Here is a 19,584-nt window from a genome sequence, read left to right on the forward strand (position 1 = left end):
GCCGTGCAATCGTGCGCTGCTGATAATGCAGCATGATCCCATCGAAAATATATGACACGCTGATTGTCGGCGGCGGCCCTGGCGGGCTGACCGCGGCCATTTACCTGCGCCGCTTCCGACGCGAGATTATCGTCGTCGACAAAGGCAACAGCCGCCTGCAACTGATTCCGGTCACGCACAATTTCCCCGGCTTCCCCGACGGCATCCAGGGCACCCAGCTGCTGGACAACCTGCGCAGCCAGCTGGGCCGCTACGGCGGCCACGTCACCGAAGGCGAAATCACCAGCCTGGCCCACAACGGCGACTATTTCACCGCCGAGTTCGCCGGTGGCCAGTTTCACGCGCGTACCGTGTTGCTCTCGACCGGCATCGCCGATGCCGGCATGCCCATTGAAAACTGGCACGAGGCGGTGACCAGCGGCGCTGTCAGGCTGTGCCCGGTATGTGACGGGTTCGACGTGCTCGACAAGCGCATCGCGGTGATCGGCGCGCCGGACAACTGCGTGGGCCATTCGCTGTTCCTGCGTAGCTTCTCGAACGACATCACCCTGTTTGAGCGCGACAATACCAGCTGCCTTGCAAGCAAGGACCAGCGCCGGCTGCAAGAGGCCAACATCAAGCGCGTCACCTCGCCCCTGCGCGGAGTGACGATGAGCGACGACATGAAACCCGTGCTGCACACTGAAGATGGCGCCGAGCATCACTTCGACGTCGTCTACCCGATGCTGGGAGAAACCGCGCGTTCCGACCTGGCCGTGGCGCTGGGGGCGCAAACCACCGACTGCGACAAGCTGGTGGTCGACGACTACCAGGCGACCTCGGTGCCCGGGCTATACGCGGTCGGCGACGTGGTGCGCGGCTTGAACCAGATCAGCGTGGCGGCCGGGCACGCGGCCGTGGCGGCAACCCGCATCCATAGCCGGCTGCCGCGTCGTTTCCGCGAGTAAATATCGTCGGCGCGCGCGATGACCACGATTACCGTCTTGCCGCATCCCGAGTACGCTCCCGCTGGCGCGGAAATCGACGTGCCCCCTGGCACGACAATCTGCGACGCGCTGCTCGACCACGGTGTCGAGATCGAACACGCCTGCGGCAAGGTCGGCGCCTGCACGACCTGCCACGTGATCGTGCGCTCGGGCTTCGCTTCGCTTAACGAGGTCGACGACAACGAGGAAGACATGCTCGACCGGGCGTGGGGCCTCGAACCAGGTTCGCGCCTGTCCTGCCAGGCCATCGTCGCCGACGACAAGCTGGTGGTGGAGATTCCCCGCTACTCGCTGAACCTGGTGAAAGAGAACGGTTGATCCTGGCCTGTTAAATAGTCCGAACCATCGCCTGCCGATTCAGTCTGATTTATTGATGGACGCGACATGGCGCACGCTGAACCGGCGCCGACTTTTACAGGAGAAAAACAATATGCTAAACCGTGTTGTCACAGTCGCCGCACTTGCTGTTGGCGGATACCTGTTGAATAAACAGATGAAAAAAGGCGCCGGCGGCAAGGCTGGCTCAACGGTCCAGGAATCGATCGAGGTGAACGTTCCGCTCAGCACCGCGTACAACCAGTGGACCCAGTTCGAGGAATTCCCTCGCTTTATGGACGACGTCCATGAGGTCCGCCAGGTCGATGCCACCCACCTCCACTGGCGCGCCGACGTGGCCGGCAATGAAAAGGAGTGGGATGCCGAGATCACCGAGCAGGTGCCCGACAAGCGCATTGCATGGCGCAGCACCAGCGGCGTGCGCAACAGTGGCGTGGTCACCTTCCACCGGCTGGGTGACACAACGACCAAGATCATGCTGCAGATGCAGTACACGCCAGAAGGCGCGGTGGAAAGGATTGGCGACGCATTGGGCGCCGTGCGCATGAATGCGCGACGCAACCTGGAGCGGTTCAAGGAAATGATCGAAGCACGGGGCAAGGAAACCGGGGCCTGGCACGGCGAAGTAACACAGCATTAATTGCCAGCACCAGGCAGGCTGCCGTGGGCGCGAAGGGGTCCACGATTGCGCCCGCGCGCCGTCGCAGGCTGAACGCGTCGACCCCGCGTGCGTCTGACCTGCGCCTAAGGAAGCGCGACGTCGATACGGCGTTGCAAGCGCGCCGCCTCGGCGTTATCGCCTGCGGCCTTCGCGCGCTCAAGCGCCACACCCAACCACATCAGCAACGGCCTGCGCCAGCCCTGCCCTGACGCCGTTTCGGCCGCCAGCGTGATGTCTTGCGGGGCAATACGCCCAACCTGCATCAGCGCGCCTGCGGCAACCATGCGCGACAGCGGATCCTGAATGGCCGCCAGCGCACTGCTTGCCGATGGCCCCGCGCGCACCACCCCCTGATGCTGTTCGGGCAACAAGGTCGCATCCAATCCCTGCCAGCGGCCGCCGAGGTAGGCGGCATAGGCACGCTCGCCGGCTCCGGCATCTTGCGCCAGCGCGGCAAAGCCCGGGCAGTCATCGTATTCCAGGCTTGCCACGCGCGTAGCGCAGCGCACGAGTTCGGCAAGCGCGACCACGTCGGGGCGGCCGGTACTGGCAAGCTCGCTGCGGGCGCGCACAAATTCCGATTCCGCGATCGCGGTATTCCCCTTCAAATAGGCGTCGCTGTAGCCGGCCAGGGCGTCGGCGGCATTCGACTTCCATGCCGGCGGCGCCGGTTTGCTGGCGCAACCGGCAAGTGCCAGCGCGAGTGCGGCGATCAGGGTGGTCTTGGTCATGGCAGCTTAATCTCCGGCGTGCGTGCAAACGGCCACTTGCGGTTGATTTCATCGATCATGCGCGTCACCTTGCGCAGGCTGGCGTCGACCTCGGCGCGCAACGCACCCAGGTCCTTGGTCGCCACCTTGGCGTTGGCGCCGACCTGCTGCGCCTCGGCCAGTACCGCATCGAGCTTCTTGAGCGTATTGCTGGCGTCTTTCAGCACGACGTTCATCTGGATGGCCGCGGCCTGCGTATCGTCCATCAAGCCCTTCTTGCCGAACACGCGCTGGTCGGTCTTGGCCAGCAAGCCATTCACGCGGTCCAAGGTGACGATCAGCTTCTGCGCCTCGGCGTCGCTGCCCAGGGCGCCGCCCAGCAGTCCGTATTTGCCGGCAAAGCGGCCGGTTGCCGATTCAAGATTGGCCAGGCTTTTATTGATCGCCGAATCGTCGCGCGTCATCGTGTCGAGGTTCTCGAGCAGCGCCCGTGCGCTCGCCACCACGCGCGGGATCTCCGCGCTGGTGTCGCCCCGCAGTACGGTGCGGACCGCATCCTCTGGCAGCGGCGCATCGTCGAGCATGCCGGTAAATGCCTTGAGCCGGGTTTCGCCCACCAGGCTGCGTTCCAGCGTAAACACGCTACTGGCCCTGAGCCATTTGCTGTCCTTGCGCGGCACATCCACCAGGATGCGCACCTTGCCGTCCGGCGCCAGTTCGACGCGCTGCACGCGGCCGATCGGAAAACCTGCGAACGTCATGTCCATGCCGGGAATGACGCCCTCGGAGTCTTCCGAAATCAGCACCAGCCGCTGGGTGACTTCGAACACGCCGCGCGCGTACATCACGTACAGCACGAAGGATATGGCCAGCGCCGCCATCAGCACGAGCAGCGCCACCGCCTTCGCCTCGACGTGCGCGACCGTGTCCGCCGGTACTTCAGCTGCCGCAGGTGCTACAGGTTCGGTCATGTCAGTCCTTTTAGATGTATTTCATGGCCAGCGACGCCGCCTCGATCAACAGCAGCACGAACAGCAAGCGCACCGCCCCAGGTTGCACGGTGGACGAGGAGCGCAGTCCGTAGCGGTGCATTTCCAGGATTGCCGCGGTCGGGATCACCGCCACGGCCAGGCCGAACGCGACGGTCTTGGCCATGAAGCCGATGGTCACGGCCGGGTCGAAGATGCGCCCGACGGTGCGGGTGTAGTCCTGCACGCCCCATGGCGACAGGCCGTAGACGTTGGCGTAGGCCAGCACCAGCACGATCACGCTGCTTACCAACGCCAGGCTCAATACCGCGAAGGCATTCGCAATCACCTGCGGCACCAGTTCCTGGCGCAGCCGCGCCTGGGCGCGCTGCGAGGTATCGGGCGATGCGGCGGCGGCAACGGCCAGCGCATCACCGGCGTTGAAGGCCATGCTCGCCCTGAGCGCAACAAACATCGCGGCAGTCAGCGGGATCAGTTCCAGCACCAGCACCCGCACCACCATTTCGAGCGCGTAGGCGGACAAGCCGTAACTGAGCGCCGTCACCACCACGATGCGGATGATGACCAGGCTGACCAGCGCGGCGAGCACGGTGAACCAGGGCAGCACCTCCCACGTACTGGCGTAAATAAAGCGCGACGCGACGATGCGGTTGGTGCGGCTATAGGTCTTGACCGACAGCGCCATCACGATCGCGATAGCGCCCAGGTAAATCATGTACCACCAGCTGCGCGCGATGCGCAGCGCGAGCATGCCCCAGTCGCGCGGTTGGGAATACAGGAAGGAGTTGGGGCGCATCGTCTACTGGCGCCTTGCTTCCTGCACGCCGTTCACTTCGCAGATGGCGGTAATCGCCTTCTGCAGCTGCGCCGTCGAACCGATTTCCGCGGTAAACGTCATCCGTGCCTGGCCCTTGGCGCTCTGCGTGTTCACGCCGATCACGTTGATCTTCTCGCGCGAGAACACCTCCGAAATGTCGCGCAGCAGTCCCTGCCTGTCGCCCGCCAGGATGAACAGGTCGACCGGGTAGACGGTATCCTGGCCGGCACGCCCCCACTCGGTATGAATCACGCGCTCGGGCGCCTTGGAGCGCATCTCGGCGAAGTTCTTGCAGGTGGCGCGATGAATCGACACGCCTTTGCCGCGCGTGACAAAGCCGACGATGCCGTCCGGCGGCGCCGGCTTGCAGCACTTGGCCAGCGCCGTCATCAGGCCTTCGGTGCCAACCACCAGCACCCCCGACTTGGCGCCCTGCTCGACGCTCGACGCCCGGCTCTTGTTGAGCACCACCGCGTCTTCCGGCACGGGCGCGGCCTCCCCGGTGTCGTGCAGCGCATGCTCGACGTGGCGCAGGCTGAATTCGTCCTTGCCGACCGCGACGAACATTTCGTCGACCTTGTTGAAGCCCAGCTTGTGCGCCAGTGCTTCCAGGTTGACGGCAGTCTTGCCCTCGCGCTGCAGGGTCTTTTCGATCTGCGCACGGCCGTTCGCCAGCGTTTCCTGCTGATCGATCGCATGGAACCAGGCGCGCACCTTGGCGCGGGTGCGGGTGCTGACCGTGTAGCCGGGGCTGAGCCAGTCGCGCGACGGGCCGGCGCTGCCGGGCGCGCCCTTGGCGGTGATGATCTCGCAGGTCTGGCCATTCTTCAGCGGAGTATTTAGCGGCACCATGATGCCATCGACGCGCGCGCCGCGGCAGCGGTGCCCGACCTCGCTGTGCAGGTGGTAGGCAAAGTCGATCGGCGTCGCGCCGACCGGCAGCTCAAGCACGCGCGCCTGCGGCGTCAGTACGAAGATGCGGTCGTCCAGCGTGGTCGACTTGAGCTTCTCGACCCATTCGCGCTGCACTTCCTCTTCTTCCGCAACGGCGTCGGCCACGTCGGTCTTCCACGCCAGCAGCTGGCGCAGCCAGGCGATCTTCTCGTCGTACTTCTGGCCCTTGAAGTTGGAGCCGCCCTCCTCCTTGTAGCGCCAGTGCGCGGCGATACCGTATTCGGCGAAGTTGTGCATTTCCTGGGTGCGGATCTGCACTTCCAGCGGACGCCCGTCTTCGGCCGTGACGACCGTGTGCAGCGACTGGTAGCCGTTCGGCTTGGGGCGCGAGATGTAGTCGTCGAACTCTTTCGGGATCGGCGTCCAGATGTTGTGGACCACGCCAAGCACCGTGTAGCAGGTCTTGATGTCGGGGACGATCACGCGGAAGGCGCGCACGTCATACAGCTCGCTGAAATCGAGGTCCTTGCCGCGCATCTTGTTATAGATGCTGTAGATGTGTTTTGGCCGGCCGAACACCTCGGCCTTGATGCCGGCCGCCGCCAGCTCGTCCTGCAGCCGCACGATGGCAGATTGCACGAAACCCTCGCGCATCATGCGTTTTTCTTCGAGCATCTTGGCGATGCGCTTGTACGTATCCGGCTCGAGGAAGCGGAATGACAGGTCTTCCAGCTCCCATTTCAGCTGCCAGATGCCGAGGCGGTTGGCCAAGGGCGCATACAGGTCCATCGTCTCGCGCCCGTACGCGTGGGTCATGTCGTTGAACAGCTTGATCTCGGCGAAGTAGCGCAAGGTCGTCACGCACGACGCCAGGCGCACCAGCACCACGCGCATGTCGCTGGCCATCGCCAGCAGCATCTTGCGCAAGGTTTCGACCTGGGCGACAGCGCGCTGCGAAGCGCCCTTGCCGCGCCCGGTTTCCTTCTGCCCGAGCGTCATGTCGCGCAAGCGGATCAGCTGGCGTACGCCGGATACCAGGTCGGTCGCGTCCTTGCCGACGCGCGCCTCAAGCCCGGCGGCGGCATCCGGATCGAGGATCGACAGCTCGAACAGCAGCCCGGCGATGCGGGTTTCGGCATCGCTGTTCAGGTAGGCGAGCGTACCGGCCACGCCGAACGAAAACTCGAGCGCGTTCTGGCCGGACGTGCAGACCTTGTCCTGGTAAGCGTCGCTCGCATATGCCAGCGCCGCCTCCACACGCGCGCAGTCGTCGGGACCGAGGCCCTGGACAAGCTGTGACGTCGCGCTGCCGAGCGCCGCAATCGCTACCATGACAGCTTAGCGCGTGCCAGCGGTGACAACGATTTCTACCAGGCAGGCAGGGTTGGCGAGTTTGGCTTCCACGGTGGCGCGCGGCGGCGTGTGCCCTTGCGCGACCCACTCGTCCCACACGTCGTTCATGCCGGCGAAGTTGGCCATGTCGGAGATGTAGATCTGGCACATCAGGATGCAGGTCTTGTCGCTGCCCGCTTCCGTCAGCAGGCGGTCGACGTGGCCCAGCACTTCACGGGTCTGGCCGACGATGTCGGCGCTGGTGTCGTCGGCGATCTGGCCGGCGAGGTAGACGGTGTCGTTGTATACAGCCACTTCGGAGAGGCGTTTGCCTACGTGCAGTCGTGTGATTTCCATAGTCTCTTTCGGATTGTCGGCTTAGCCGATTAAAAATTGTTTTGCGATGGCGATCTGGTCGTCGTGCAGAAAGGTCGGCGCATGGCCGACGTTGGGAATTTCGACCAGCGTGGCCCTGGGGCCGCGCCGCGTCATCTCTTCAGCGGTCGCGTGCGACAGCAGGTCGGAATGCTCGCCGCGCACCAGCAGGGTCGGGCAGCGGATCGCATCATACGCCGCCCACAGCATGCGTTCATCGGATTTCACGGTATCGGGCGTGCTCGACTTGAACGGCTGCGCCAGGCCCATGTCGTAATGGCGCACCCACTGGCCGCCCTGCTGCTCGCGCAGCACATCGCTGGCCAGCTTGTGCCACTCGTCGTCGCTGTGCTCGCCGAACGACAGCGACACTTCGCGTACAAACGTGGCCGCCTTGTCGAAGTCCGGGAACGTCAGTTCCTGGCCGATATAGTCGCCGATACGCTGCAGCGCTGGCGCATCGAGGCTCGGGCCGATATCGTTGAGCACCAGCTTGCGGATCGGATTGTCTGGCAGCGACGCCAGCGCCATGCCGATCAGCCCGCCCATCGAAGTGCCGAACCAGTCGATGGTGGTAGCTGGCACCGCGCTCACGCGCGCCACCAGGGTGACCATGTCGCTGACGTATTGCGGCACGCGGTACAGCTCGGGATTGGCCAGCTTGCCTGAGCGGCCGCGGCCGACCACGTCGGGGCACACCACGCGGTAGTGGCCGCACAGCGCGCGCGCCAGGTTGTCGAAGTCGTCGCCGACCCGCGTCACGCCATGCACGCAGATCAGCACCTTCGCATTGTTTTCGTCGCCCCACTCCTTGTACGACATGGTGTGCAAGCCGGCGGGAGAGATGCACTGGACGGATTTTATTCTTGCTTCGATCATGCCGATTCCTATCTGGGCGGATATCCGTCGCCGTAAACCAGTCTAATGGCCTGAGTTCTGGCAAAACCGACATTTTACCCGGCGTTGCGATTAGAATTCTACCAAGGTGTGGCGCTGTGCGCTGCCTATCGGTCTCCAGCCATCCATTCTTTCAGAGGACACAATGAATACAAGCATGTTAAGCGGCAAAACTGCACTTGTCACGGGTTCCACCTCCGGTATCGGTCTCGGCATTGCGCGCACCCTCGCCCAGCAAGGCGCTAACATCGTATTCAATGGCTTCGGCGACGCCCAGCAGATCGAAAAGCTGTATGTCGAGGTCGGGCAAGAGTTTGGCGTGCAGACCGCCTATCACAATGCCGACATGTCCAAGCCGGCCGAGATCGAAGCGATGATGAAGTTCGCCGACGACAAGTTCGGCGGCGTCGACATCCTCGTCAACAATGCGGGCATCCAGCATGTGGCAAACATCGAAGATTTCCCGACCGAGAAATGGGACGCGATTATCGCGATCAACCTGACCTCGGCTTTTCACACGACGCGCCTGGCGCTGCCGGGCATGAAGAAAAAGAACTGGGGCCGGGTCATCAACCTGGCGTCGGTGCATGGACTGGTTGGCTCGGCGCAGAAATCCGCCTATGTCGCCGCCAAGCATGGCCTGGTTGGCTTTACCAAGGTGACGGCGCTGGAAACGGCGCAGACCGGCGTGACCTGCAACGCGATCTGCCCGGGCTGGGTGCTGACCCCGCTGGTGCAAAAGCAGGTGGACGACCGCGCCGCGCGCGATGGCCTGAGCAATGACGCGGCCAAGAAGGCGCTGCTGGCTGAGAAGCAGCCGTCGGGTGAATTTGTGACGCCGGAAGAGCTGGGCGCGCTGGCCGTATTCTTCTGCAGCCCGGCTGGTGACCAAGTGCGCGGCGTGGCGTGGAATATGGATGGCGGCTGGGCCGCGCAATAAGCGTCCGCGGCGACGCACGCGGGCGCGGGCTAAGCCCTTACCCGCACTACCGAGCGCCGTGTTCGAACATTCAATATGCAACGGTCCGTAGGGCGGACAAGCGAAGCGCCTCCGCGCTGAGTCGCCACGCACCGTTGCATATCGCCTTTAACGCAGCTACCTGATACCGCTCGCCAATCTCGGCGACGACAACAACTGCTTGAACGCCGCCCACTTCTGCGCGTGCGCTTTGGCCGGATCCTTCGACGTCGCGTGGCGTTCGACGTACTTGGCCACCAGATCCTTGCCCAGGTTGTAATTGATCACATACCCGCGCAAACCATCATAGAAGCTGATCCGCTGCGGCGCTTTCTCGGCCGGATACAGCTGCACATTGACCAGCCAGTCGATGGTCTGCTTCTTAGTCCACTTTCCTTCCAGGTAATGCTTGGCCGCATCGTTGTCCGCGTAACTCAGTTTGCCCAACAGCTTGCGCAGCTCAGCGTACTTCTTGGCCAGCTTCGGATCCAGTCCCGCCATCGGGAACAACACATCGCGCTCGAATGCCAGGCGCTCGGCGTCACTGAAGGCCATCTCGATGCCATAGTTGGCCGAGCCCTCGGCGATCAGCGACATCGGCGAATACAGCGGATACACGCTGAACTCGTTCCAGCCCTTGTCCTTGACCAGCGACTTCTCCAGCAGCGCGTTATACGCGTGGTGCCCTGGATAGCCCTCGTGGCAGCCCAGGTCCACCGCGCGGTCGATATAAATCGGGAACTCGGTGTTGATCTGGATAAGACTCTGCGCGTTGCCCTTGTACCAGTTGTACCCGCTCCACGGCTTGTTCGTCACAAACTCAAGCACGAAGTTTTCGTTGGCAGGCAGGTCGATATGCTTTTCACTGCGCGCGCGGCACTCCTTGATGGAGGCGTCGAACACCGGCTTCAGCTTGTCCTTCGGAATTACCATCTTCGACCGGAATGCGGCCAGGCGCTCCGGCACCGTGCCCTTTCCCGGCAACAGCTTGTCGATCTCCGCGACCAGCTTCATGTAGTGAGCGCGATCATGATGCGGCGATACGGCGTCGTACAGGCGTGCGGTCTCGTCGTCGAAACTGAACTTCTTCCCATTCAGCATATCGATACGAGTGAGCATTGAGCTGAGCTGCTTGTCGAGGAACTCGATGCGCAGGGCTTCGTCGGGGTTGGCCGCCTTCTGCGTGGAAAGGTCGTTCAGCGCTGCGCCGACCTCATCGCGAATCGCCGCCAGGCTCTTCTTGTCGTCGGCAGCCTGCTTCTGCAATTCGGGCGGCCCGTAATATGCATCGACATACGACGAGTCGTGCACGCCGACGGCCAGTACCAGCTTCATGTAGCGGTTTGCCACGTCCTGCACGGAAGCGGCAAATGCGGAGCCTGCGAACAGCATCGCGACTGCACCAGCAACGATTTTCTTTTTCATTGTCTACCCATAAAATGGTTGTCTCTGAAAAATTATAGCCGGGATGCCGCGCCGTCCTCCATTTCCTCGAACGCCAGACCTATTTCAATCGGAAAATCATATCAACCGGCTGGGCGAGCTTGACGATATCGATCGCCAGCAAGTCCTTCCGGTTGTACGCGCTTCGGGTTCCCGCGCCGGAGTAGCGCGTATCGCTTGGCGCCAGGCCCATGGCCCGGCTCAGGTTCTTCAGGTCGCCAAGGGTCACTGCGGTGACGGCGCCCAGCTTCATCCCGGCTCCCTTCGCCATCGCGGTCGCCTTGCGGCGCGCCGTGGCCATCGCCTGCGCGACCAGCTCCGACTCCACCTTCTCGCGCTCGGTGGTGTCGAACGACGTCGCGAAACCGTCGAGGTTCGGCATGTCGACCAGTGGGCCAAGCAGTTCGGCCCATTTGTACAGGTTCGCAATCTTGATATGCACGCCCGAACGCAGGTCGTAGACGGGCACGCCAGCAGTGGCGTCGGCGCCCTTCTTCAGATCCTTGCGGATGTCCCTGATCTCGACATCGTCGCCTGGCACGCCGAGCCCCTCGGCCAGCGCGCGGATCTGCGCGATACGGGTTTCAACAACCGCCCGCGCTGCGGCCGGGTCGGTATCGCTGGCAATGATTTCAAAATCGATTTCGCCGACGTCCGGCATCACACTGGTTGCGCCGGTGCCGCTGGCGTGCACGAACGGGTAAGCCGGCAGGTCCGAGGCAATGGCTGAGACCGGGACAGCGCTCAGCGCAACGAGGAAAGCGACGATCTTGAACATGGAATCTCCAGGCAATTTAGGGTTGTCGAAAAGCCGCAGGATAGTTTATGTAGACAACATTGTCTATTGATTTGAGTGCGGCAAAGTATTGCATGAAAATTATGTAGACAACCATGTCTAGACAGACTAATCTACGACATATCGCGATTTGAGAGACTGCCATGCCCAAGACCCCCGCCACCCCCAAGCCGACCGCCGCCGAACTGGATCTGCTCCAGGTCCTGTGGCCGCTCGGTGCGGCGACCGCCAAGCAGGTGCACCAGGAAATCCAGAAGCAGCGCCCCGATGTGACCTACGCCACGGTGCTGCGCCTGATGCAGATCATGCATACCAAAGGCATCCTGATCCGGGACGAGAGCGAACGTTCGCACGTGTACGCACCGGCCCAGGCGCAGGATTCACTACAAACCAATTTGCTGAAGGACTTGATCCAGAAAGCATTCGCCGGCTCTGCCAAAGCGCTCGTCCTGGCGGCGCTACGCAGCGGCATTTCCAAAAAAGAGCGTGAAGAGATCGAAAAGCTGTTGAAGGAGGACGACAAATGAGCTCGTACGCATCGTTAGCGATTAGCAACCTTGGCTGGACGCTGGTCCATTTTCTCTGGCAAGGCCTGCTGCTCGGCTGCGCCACTGCAGTACTGCTGACCCTGATGCGCAATGCGCGGCCGGAACATCGCTATACGGTCGCCTGCACCGCCTTGTTCATGTGCCTGGCCTGGCCCGCGGCCGAATTTGCCGTTCGCATGCAGGACGCTGCCGCACTGATGACAATCGCGACGCCTGCCGGAGGATGGGCTAATGCGCCGGGCAATCGCCCTGAAAGCATCATGGCTTATTTGCAAAGCAACCTGAGCTGGGTGGTCGCGCTGTGGGCGGTGTGCTCCAGCGTGCTTGCGGCACGGATTGCTCTCGGTCTACTGTGGGTAAAGCGTGCCGAGCAGCGTTACGCCGGCAACGTCGAATGGCAGGCAAAACTCGACAGGATGTCGGCGCAGTTTGGTCTCACCCGCAAGGTCCGCTTGCGCGTGGTTGAGCACCTTGCCAGCCCGATTACCGCAGGATGGTTGCGCCCGGTCGTGCTGATTCCCGCTTCGCTGATCACGGGCATGCCGGCGCATCTGCTCGAGGCGCTGCTGGCGCATGAGCTGGCGCACGTGCGCCGCCTCGACTATCTCGTCAATCTCGGCCAGAACGTGGTCGAGACACTGCTGTTCTATCACCCTGCCGTGTGGTGGATTTCCGGCCGCATCCGTGATGAACGCGAACAAATTGCAGACGATATCGCTGCAACACAACTGGGCGAGCCGCGCAGGCTGGCGCTTGCCCTGTCGGAGCTGGAGCGTTTCCAGTTCTCATCACATCACCTGGCCCAAGCAGCCAATGGAGGAGACCTTATGACCCGTATCAAACGCCTGATCCGCCCTGACACCCAAGCGCTGAACTGGAAGGCTGCGATTCCTGTGCTCGGCCTGGCTGCCGCATGCCTGAGTGTGTACGCCAATGCGGCGCCGGACGCCAATAAAGCCGCGAAAACGCATGCCGTTGTTGATTTCAAGTCCTGCGTCAAGCCGCAATACCCGGCTGAGTCATTGAAAGCTGGGAACCAGGGGACCGTAACGCTGAAGTTCCTGGTCGGCGTGGACGGCAAAGCGAAGGATTCGGCAATTGTCACCAGTAGTGGCTTTGCGCCAATGGACGAGGCCGCCCGCACCGCGATCGCGAAGTGCAGCTTCAAGCCCGCAAGCGTCGCCGGCCAGCCGGTCGAAGATTGGGCAATGATGAAATACGTCTGGACGCTGAAGTAGACGTCGAGAAAAAAATGCGATGTCACCGTTAAGCGTGGAATTTAATACGTCGTTCCCGCGCAGGCGGGAATCCATACTGCAGCCGCGCGGTGAGGTCATTTTCGCGCTCACAGCCTCCTCAGTATGGGTTCCCGCATGTGCGGGAACGACGTCGTAGTGGCAACTGCGCCTTCCACACTCAACGGTGACATCAAAAAAAACGGGGTGCATTGTTGCACCCCGTTTCTCCTTACTGCCCAGTCATTACACCGCGCTGATATCCAGCTTCGCCTGCGTTGCCTCGACCACCTCTTCCTTCGTCACGCCAGGCGCCAATTCCACCAGTTTCAGGCCGCCTTCAGTCACTTCGATGACACCCAGGTCGGTGATGATCAGGTCCACCACGGCCACGCCGGTCAGCGGCAGGTCGCAGTTGTGCAGGATTTTCGGCGACGTGCTGCCATCCTTGGCGGTGGCCACATGCTCCATCACCACGACCACGCGCTTGACGCCGGCGACCAGGTCCATCGCGCCGCCCATGCCCTTGACCATCTTGCCTGGAATCATCCAGTTGGCCAGGTCACCCTTTTCCGACACTTGCATCGCGCCGAGGATCGCCAGGTTGATCTTGCCGCCGCGGATCATGCCGAAGGAATCGGCCGAGCTGAAGTAGGCCGAGCCAGGAAGCGCCGTCACGGTCTGCTTGCCTGCGTTGATCAGGTCGGCGTCCACTTCCGCTTCGGTCGGGAACGGGCCGATGCCGAGCAGGCCGTTTTCCGATTGCAGGAACACTTCAATGTCTTGCGGCACATAGTTTGCCACCAGGGTCGGCAGGCCGATGCCCAGGTTCACGTAGTAACCGTCTTGCAGTTCTTTCGCCGCGCGTGCGGCCATTTGATCACGAGTCCATGCCATGTTCGTCTCCGGATTCTGTTTTAGTTGGCACGCACGGTGCGCTGTTCGATGCGCTTTTCCGGCGTTGGGTTGACGACGATGCGGTGCACGAAGATGCTCGGCAGATGCACCTGGTCCGGATCGATCTCGCCGACTTCAACCAGCTTCTCGACTTCGACAACGGTAATCTTGCCCGCCTGCGCGACGTTCGGATTGAAGTTGCGCGCGGTTTTGCGGAACACCAGGTTGCCGGCGCGGTCTGCCATATAGGCCTTGACCAGCGAGACATCGGCCACCAGGCTGCGCTCCATCACATACTGTTCGCCGTCGAATTCGCGCACTTCCTTGCCGTCGGCGACAATGGTGCCGACACCGGTCTTGGTAAAGAACGCCGGGATGCCAGCGCCGCCTGCGCGCAGCTTTTCAGCCAGCGTGCCTTGCGGGGTGAATTCCAGCTCCAGTTCGCCGGCCAGGTACTGGCGCGCGAACTCCTTGTTTTCGCCCACGTAGGACGAAATCATTTTTTTGATCTGGCGCGTGGTCAGCAGTTGGCCGAGGCCGAAGTCGTCGACGCCGGCGTTGTTCGAGATGGCGGTCAGGCCGGTGACGCCGGAATCGCGCAGCGCGAGGATCAGCGCTTCCGGAATCCCGCACAAACCGAAGCCGCCGACCGCGATGGTCTGGCCGTCTTTGACGATGCCCGCCAGCGCGGAAGCCGCATCAGGATAAACTTTATTCATTCCTGTGTCCCTTATTATGGTTAACTGCTGAGTAGATTCTCAGCATAAAATACGTCAGCTAAAAGCACAATACCGTAGAAATACTCGAACGCCCTCAACCCCGCCGTGCCTTAATGCTTATCAGATGACCGTATCCTACGCTATTGATTACGAAACCATTTTCAAGCACGCGCCCGTTGGCATGTGCATCTCGGTCAATCGCGTGATTCAATCGTGCAATGACGCGCTGACCTCGATGTTTGGCTACGGCCATGCGGAGCTCGACGGCGAGTCTTTCCAGGTCCTGTATCCGACGATGGATGAGTTCCTGCGCACCGGCGACCGGATCATTCCGATCATGAATGCCAAAGGCCGCTATTCGGATGAACGCATCATGCGCAGGAACAATGGTGAATTGTTCTGGTGCCACGTCAGCGGCCGCGCGCTTGATCCGAAAGACCCGCTGGGCGCGGGCGTGTGGACGTTCGAGGATGTCAGCGAGAAGCGCCCTGTCACTGCCGAACTGACCCCGCGCGAGCGCGAAATCGCCGCCCTGCTGGTGGAAGGCAAGACCAGCAAGATCATCGCCCGCGATACCGGCCTGAGCCCCCGCACGGTGGAAATGCACCGCGCCAAGCTGATGCGCAAATTCAGCGCCGCGACCTCGTCGGAACTGGTCCACAAGCTGGTTGGCGTTTCGCGCTGAGCCGATGAAATTCGATATCTACGGGCGGTTTCAGATTGAGGTCAGGCGCGAGAATGACGCCTGGGAGGCGTACCGCCTTGAGCCGGGCAAGCGGGCCAAAGTCGATGAACTGATCATTCCCGCTGCGCTCGACGCCGACGAGATCGCCACCTACCTGGATGACATTTACCATGAAATGGCAGGCGTCGGCCAGAACGTGACGCTGATCGCCTGAGCAATCTCCGCCGACAACAGGACCCTAGTTTGTCCTCGCGGCAGGCAGCAGCTGTCGCAGGCCATCGGGCAACGGCGCCGACTTCTCCGCGGGGAAATTAACCCAGACGACTTTAGCCCCGCCCTCCGAATGCAGCACGCCGGCCTGGCCATCATCGCCGACCAGCCTGATCTCGTAATACGTCTCGAAGCTCGACCGGCCGGCCGGCCCCACCAGCGTGGTGACCTCGATTTCGCCGGGATACTTCAGCTGTTTGATGAAGGTACAGTGCGCGTTGACAATGACCGGCCCCTCGCCTTCCGGGTTCGGCAGGCATTCGATCGATTCAAGCCACGCGATGCGTGCCTGCTCCGTATAGCGGAAGTAGACGGTGTTGTTGACATGGCCCATGGCGTCCATGTCGCCCCAGCGGATCGGCATCCGCATCGTGTGGACGAGCTTCTTCGTCATTGCGCCATCATGCCGTCGTCGGCGGTAATGATCGCGCCGTTGATGAAGTGCGACTCTTCGGCCGCCAGCAACAGCAGCAAACCGTCGAGGTCTTCCGGCTTGCCCGGACGCTTGCGCGGCAACATGTCGATCAGCTTCTTGCCTTGCTCGGTCGCGAAATATTCCTCGTTGATCTCGGTCGAGATATAGCCCGGGCAAATCGCGTTGACATTGATGTTGTACTTGCCCCACTCGACCGCCATCGCCTTGGTCATCTGCACCACGCCAGCCTTGCTCATGCAGTAGACGCCAATTTGCGGCAGCACGCGCAGGCCCGCTACGGAGGCGATGTTGATGATGCGGTGCTGTTTTTTCGGGTCGCCCTTGGCGCGCTGGATCATGCGTTTGGCCGCCTGCTGCGCGACAAAGAACGATCCGCGTAGATTGGTGTCCATCACATACGCGTAGTCTTCGGGGCTGACGTCCAGCAAGCGCTGGGTGGTCGAGACACCGGAGTTGTTGACCAGGATGTCGATCGGGCCGGCTTCCGTCTCGGCGTGCGCCAGCGCTGACTTAATGCTGGCAAGGTCGGTCACATCGAGCGTCACCACGTGGGCGGCGCCGCCGTCGGCTTCGATCTCGGCACGCAATTCCTTGAGGCGGTCGACCCGGCGCGAGGCCAGCACCACCTGGGCCCCGGCGCCGGCCAGCGCCTTGGCGAAGCGCGCTCCCAGCCCGCTCGAGGCGCCGGTGACAAGTGCAATTTTTCCTTCAAAATTTACTTCAATGCCCACGACTCGCTCCCTGTCGGATGTTCTTTTGAAAGCATAATCATTACACAAATTATCAGTATTAGATTACTGCGTCTAATAAACCCCGTAAAATGCGGCCAAAGTTGCAATCTCATTCAAAAAGCCGCACACTCGTGCTTAAATTTTTCCTATCCTTGATCACACCATGACAGAGCCCACCAACCTACTCGAACAATACGGCCCACGCGAAGCGATGGAGTACGACGTCGTGATCGTCGGCGGCGGCCCTGCAGGCTTGTCTGCGGCAATCAAAATCAAGCAGCTCGCTGCCGAACAAGGCAAGGAAGTCGGCGTCTGCCTGCTTGAAAAAGGCGGCGAACTTGGCGCCCACATTTTGTCCGGCGCCGTGATGGACCCGCGCGCGCTGACCGAGCTTATCCCGAACTGGAAAGAGCTGGGCGCGCCATTGAACACCGAAGTGTCCGAAGACCGCGTGCTGTTCCTGACCGAGAAAAAGGCCTACCAGACCCCTGGCTTCATGGTCCCGGCGTGCTTCGAAAACCACGGCAACTACGTCATCTCGCTCGGCAACGTCGTGCGCTGGCTGGGCCAGCAGGCCGAGGCGCTGGGCGTTGAAATTTTCCCCGGCTTCCCTGCCGCCGAAATCCTGTACAACGACGATGGCTCGGTCAAGGGTGTCGCTACCGGCAACATGGGCGTCGACCATCACGGCAATCCGAAGGGCGACTTCCAGCTCGGCATGGAGCTGCACGCCAAGTACACGCTGTTCGCGGAAGGTTCGCGCGGCCACCTGGGCAAGCAGCTGATCGCCAAATACAAGCTCGACGAAGGCAAGGACCCCCAGTCCTACAGCATCGGCATCAAGGAACTGTGGGAGATCGACCCAGCCAAGCATAAGCCGGGCCTGGTCATCCATACCACCGGCTGGCCGCTCAAGTCGGACACCTACGGCGGTTCGTTCCTGTACCACATGGAAAACAACCAGGTGGTGGTCGGCTACGTCATCGGCCTGTCGTACGAAAACCCGTACCTGTCGCCGTACGAAGAATTCCAGCGCTACAAGACGCATCCTGAAATCAGCACCTTCTTCGAGGGCGCCAAGCGCATCTCGTATGGCGCGCGCGCGATCACCGCCGGCGGCCTGCAAGCCCTGCCTAAGCTGGTATTCCCGGGCGGCGCGCTGATTGGCTGCGACGCCGGCTTCCTCAACATGAGCCGCATCAAGGGCAGCCACGCCGCGATCAAGACCGGCATGCTGGCCGCGGAATCGGCATTTGCCGCGCTGGGCGAAGGACGCCAGTTCGACGAACTGGCCAGCTATCCGGCCGCATTCGAGAAATCGTGGCTGCACGACGAGCTGCACGTGGCGCGCAACGTCAAGCCATGGTTGTCGAAGGGCCTGTACCTCGGGTCCATCATGACCGGCATCGACCAGATCCTGTTCCGCGGCAAAGCGCCGTGGACCTTGCACCGCGATTACGCCGACCACGAGTGCCTGAAGCCTGCCGCCAACTACGCGCCGATCGTCTACCCGAAGCCGGACAACAAGCTGACCTTCGACCGCCTGTCATCGGTATTCATCTCCAACACCAACCACGCTGAAGACCAGCCGGTACACCTGACCTTGAAGAACGCCAGCATTCCGGTTAGCGTCAACCTGGCCAAGTATGCCGGACCGGAAGCGCGCTACTGCCCTGCCGGCGTCTACGAATTCGTCAAGACCGACGAAGGCCAGGACCGCCTGCAGATCAACGCGCAGAACTGCGTGCACTGCAAGACCTGCGACATCAAGGACCCAACCCAGAACATCGTGTGGGTCACGCCGGAAGGCGGCGGCGGGCCCAACTACCCGAACATGTAAGCGGGCCGCCCATGACGGCATTATTCGCGCGCCGGATCGTGCCGGTGCTGTTTTCAAGCGCCTGCGCGATCACCGCGCAGGCTGCCGACGATGGCCTGCGCACGGTCGTCATGCTCGACTACGCGTACAACGTTCACGCGGGGCAGACCTATGCCACGATGAGCGGACGCGACCTCAAGCTAGACCTCTACCTGCCCTCGTCGAAGCCGGCCGTGCCAGTGCCGGTACTGATCAATATCCACGGCGGCGGCTGGGTGTTCGGCTCGCGCGAAAGCAAGGCGCTGACCGCACTGCCTTACATGCAAATGGGCTTTGCGGTGGTGAACATCGAATACCGGCTGGCCAAGACCGCGCTGGCGCCGGCGGCGGTGGAAGACGCGCTGTGCGCGCTGCAGTGGGTTGGGCGTAACGCCAAGAAGTATCACCTCGATACGGCCAGGGTGGTTGTGTCGGGCGATTCGGCGGGCGGCCACCTCGCGTTGACCACGGCGATGATCAAGCCCGATTCGGAACTGACCAATCAGTGCGCCGCCAACGAACCGGCGTGGAGCGGACCGTATGCGAATGCCGCGCCGAAGGTGGCGGCGGTGGTGAACTGGTACGGAATCACCGATGTGGCGGACATGCTGCAAGGCCCGAATATCCGTTCGTACGCGGTGGCGTGGTTTGGCAGCTTGCCGGGACGGATGGCGCTGGCGGCGCAGGTTTCGCCGCTAAGCCACGTGCGCGCGGGCGGGCCGGCGGTGCTGACCATTCATGGCGACGCCGATCCACTGGTACCGTATGCGCATGCGACGCGCCTGCACGAGGCGCTGGACAAGGCCGGCGTGAAGAATGAGCTGATGACCATCAAGGGCGGCGGGCATGGCGGCTTCAGCGCGGAGCAGCAGGTCGACGCGTACGAGAAGATTCGCAGTTTCCTGCGCGGCCTGGGGATTGTGGCGGCGCCTTAAGCAGGACGCGCGCGCGTCGTGCATGCACGCGGATGCGGTCTCCGACCTTATCCGCCCTACGGCTGATGGCCATTCG

General features: G+C 62.2%; 22 protein-coding genes and 1 pseudogene. 11 read left to right on the plus strand and 12 right to left on the minus strand.

Features of this window, described 5'->3' with window-relative positions:
• Positions 1 to 32 precede the first annotated feature (32 nt).
• Genes I4X03_RS19300 through I4X03_RS19310 form a run of 3 tightly spaced genes read left to right on the plus strand, consistent with a single transcriptional unit; the run spans position 33 to position 1,962 of the window.
• Positions 33 to 947 (plus strand): NAD(P)/FAD-dependent oxidoreductase, encoded by a 915-nt coding sequence (locus I4X03_RS19300; protein ID WP_223469873.1) that lies wholly within the window; start codon positions 33 to 35, stop codon positions 945 to 947.
• A gap of 18 nt (positions 948 to 965) precedes the next feature.
• Entirely contained in the window at positions 966 to 1,304 is a 339-nt protein-coding gene (gene fdx / locus I4X03_RS19305) for an ISC system 2Fe-2S type ferredoxin (protein ID WP_223469874.1), read from the plus strand.
• Positions 1,305 to 1,359: 55 nt separating this feature from the next.
• On the plus strand, positions 1,360 to 1,962 hold the full coding sequence (locus tag I4X03_RS19310; protein ID WP_223469875.1) for an SRPBCC family protein: 603 nt from the start codon (positions 1,360 to 1,362) through the stop codon (positions 1,960 to 1,962).
• 104 nt (positions 1,963 to 2,066) lie between these two features.
• On the opposite strand, the gene I4X03_RS19315 is transcribed toward I4X03_RS19310, so the two are convergent.
• Genes I4X03_RS19315 through I4X03_RS19340 form a run of 6 tightly spaced genes read right to left on the minus strand, consistent with a single transcriptional unit; the run spans position 2,067 to position 7,979 of the window.
• Positions 2,067 to 2,714: a hypothetical protein gene (locus I4X03_RS19315; protein WP_223469876.1), complete on the minus strand. Its 648-nt coding sequence runs from the start codon at positions 2,712 to 2,714 to the stop codon at positions 2,067 to 2,069.
• Entirely contained in the window at positions 2,711 to 3,664 is a 954-nt protein-coding gene (locus I4X03_RS19320) for an MlaD family protein (RefSeq protein WP_223469877.1), read from the minus strand. Before I4X03_RS19320 ends, I4X03_RS19315 begins: the two co-directional genes overlap by 4 nt.
• A 10-nt stretch (positions 3,665 to 3,674) precedes the next feature.
• Positions 3,675 to 4,478, minus strand: coding sequence for an MlaE family ABC transporter permease (locus tag I4X03_RS19325; protein WP_223469878.1), 804 nt, complete (start codon positions 4,476 to 4,478; stop codon positions 3,675 to 3,677).
• Between the two features lie 3 nt (positions 4,479 to 4,481).
• Positions 4,482 to 6,725 (minus strand): RelA/SpoT family protein, encoded by a 2,244-nt coding sequence (locus I4X03_RS19330; protein ID WP_223469879.1) that lies wholly within the window; start codon positions 6,723 to 6,725, stop codon positions 4,482 to 4,484.
• Between the two features lie 6 nt (positions 6,726 to 6,731).
• Positions 6,732 to 7,082 (minus strand): RidA family protein, encoded by a 351-nt coding sequence (locus I4X03_RS19335; RefSeq protein ID WP_223469880.1) that lies wholly within the window; start codon positions 7,080 to 7,082, stop codon positions 6,732 to 6,734.
• Positions 7,083 to 7,103: 21 nt separating this feature from the next.
• The gene (locus I4X03_RS19340) at positions 7,104 to 7,979 is read right to left on the minus strand and encodes an alpha/beta fold hydrolase (protein ID WP_223469881.1); all 876 of its coding nucleotides are present in this window, start codon (positions 7,977 to 7,979) and stop codon (positions 7,104 to 7,106) included.
• Between the two features lie 175 nt (positions 7,980 to 8,154).
• Between I4X03_RS19340 and I4X03_RS19345 the strand changes: the two genes are divergently transcribed.
• Positions 8,155 to 8,937, plus strand: coding sequence for a 3-hydroxybutyrate dehydrogenase (locus I4X03_RS19345; RefSeq protein WP_223469882.1), 783 nt, complete (start codon positions 8,155 to 8,157; stop codon positions 8,935 to 8,937).
• A gap of 156 nt (positions 8,938 to 9,093) precedes the next feature.
• Here I4X03_RS19345 and I4X03_RS19350 read toward each other — a convergent pair whose 3' ends face one another.
• The gene (locus I4X03_RS19350) at positions 9,094 to 10,380 is read right to left on the minus strand and encodes a hypothetical protein (protein WP_223469883.1); all 1,287 of its coding nucleotides are present in this window, start codon (positions 10,378 to 10,380) and stop codon (positions 9,094 to 9,096) included.
• 79 nt (positions 10,381 to 10,459) lie between these two features.
• Positions 10,460 to 11,176, minus strand: coding sequence for an SIMPL domain-containing protein (locus I4X03_RS19355; protein ID WP_223469884.1), 717 nt, complete (start codon positions 11,174 to 11,176; stop codon positions 10,460 to 10,462).
• Positions 11,177 to 11,337: 161 nt separating this feature from the next.
• Between I4X03_RS19355 and I4X03_RS19360 the strand changes: the two genes are divergently transcribed.
• From I4X03_RS19360 to I4X03_RS23355, 3 genes and pseudogenes are all read left to right on the plus strand, one after another.
• Positions 11,338 to 11,721, plus strand: a complete 384-nt coding sequence (locus I4X03_RS19360; protein WP_223469885.1) for a BlaI/MecI/CopY family transcriptional regulator — start codon at positions 11,338 to 11,340, stop codon at positions 11,719 to 11,721.
• Between the two features lie 281 nt (positions 11,722 to 12,002).
• Positions 12,003 to 12,458: pseudogene (locus I4X03_RS23350) on the plus strand (M56 family metallopeptidase); the annotation flags it as partial.
• Positions 12,459 to 12,569: 111 nt separating this feature from the next.
• Entirely contained in the window at positions 12,570 to 12,980 is a 411-nt protein-coding gene (locus I4X03_RS23355; RefSeq protein ID WP_370660538.1) for an energy transducer TonB, read from the plus strand.
• 243 nt (positions 12,981 to 13,223) lie between these two features.
• On the opposite strand, the gene I4X03_RS19370 is transcribed toward I4X03_RS23355, so the two are convergent.
• Together I4X03_RS19370 and I4X03_RS19375 are read right to left on the minus strand one after the other, a co-directional pair.
• The gene (locus tag I4X03_RS19370) at positions 13,224 to 13,874 is read right to left on the minus strand and encodes a 3-oxoacid CoA-transferase subunit B (RefSeq protein ID WP_223469887.1); all 651 of its coding nucleotides are present in this window, start codon (positions 13,872 to 13,874) and stop codon (positions 13,224 to 13,226) included.
• Between the two features lie 20 nt (positions 13,875 to 13,894).
• Complete coding sequence (locus tag I4X03_RS19375; protein WP_169463681.1) at positions 13,895 to 14,593, minus strand: CoA transferase subunit A; 699 nt, start codon at positions 14,591 to 14,593, stop codon at positions 13,895 to 13,897.
• Between the two features lie 124 nt (positions 14,594 to 14,717).
• Between I4X03_RS19375 and I4X03_RS19380 the strand changes: the two genes are divergently transcribed.
• Positions 14,718 to 15,278 carry a LuxR C-terminal-related transcriptional regulator gene (locus tag I4X03_RS19380; RefSeq protein ID WP_223469888.1) on the plus strand — a complete coding sequence of 187 codons (561 nt, stop codon included), beginning with the start codon at positions 14,718 to 14,720 and terminating at the stop codon, positions 15,276 to 15,278.
• Between the two features lie 4 nt (positions 15,279 to 15,282).
• Positions 15,283 to 15,492 (plus strand): DUF7661 family protein, encoded by a 210-nt coding sequence (locus tag I4X03_RS19385; RefSeq protein WP_223469889.1) that lies wholly within the window; start codon positions 15,283 to 15,285, stop codon positions 15,490 to 15,492.
• 24 nt (positions 15,493 to 15,516) lie between these two features.
• On the opposite strand, the gene I4X03_RS19390 is transcribed toward I4X03_RS19385, so the two are convergent.
• Together I4X03_RS19390 and I4X03_RS19395 are read right to left on the minus strand one after the other, a co-directional pair.
• Positions 15,517 to 15,942, minus strand: coding sequence for an acyl-CoA thioesterase (locus I4X03_RS19390; protein ID WP_223469890.1), 426 nt, complete (start codon positions 15,940 to 15,942; stop codon positions 15,517 to 15,519).
• Entirely contained in the window at positions 15,939 to 16,715 is a 777-nt protein-coding gene (locus tag I4X03_RS19395) for an SDR family oxidoreductase (RefSeq protein WP_223469891.1), read from the minus strand. The genes I4X03_RS19390 and I4X03_RS19395 overlap by 4 nt, the downstream gene beginning before the upstream one ends.
• Before the next feature lie 163 nt (positions 16,716 to 16,878).
• Here I4X03_RS19395 and I4X03_RS19400 point away from each other — a divergent pair, with 163 nt between their 5' ends.
• Entirely contained in the window at positions 16,879 to 18,555 is a 1,677-nt protein-coding gene (locus I4X03_RS19400; protein ID WP_223469892.1) for an electron transfer flavoprotein-ubiquinone oxidoreductase, read from the plus strand.
• Positions 18,556 to 18,566: 11 nt separating this feature from the next.
• Positions 18,567 to 19,508, plus strand: coding sequence for an alpha/beta hydrolase (locus I4X03_RS19405; protein ID WP_223469893.1), 942 nt, complete (start codon positions 18,567 to 18,569; stop codon positions 19,506 to 19,508).
• Positions 19,509 to 19,584: the final 76 nt, after the last annotated feature.

Origin of the sequence: Massilia soli (genome assembly GCF_016809835.1) — a bacterium.
Taxonomy (GTDB): Bacteria; Pseudomonadota; Gammaproteobacteria; order Burkholderiales; family Burkholderiaceae_D; genus Telluria_A; species Telluria_A soli.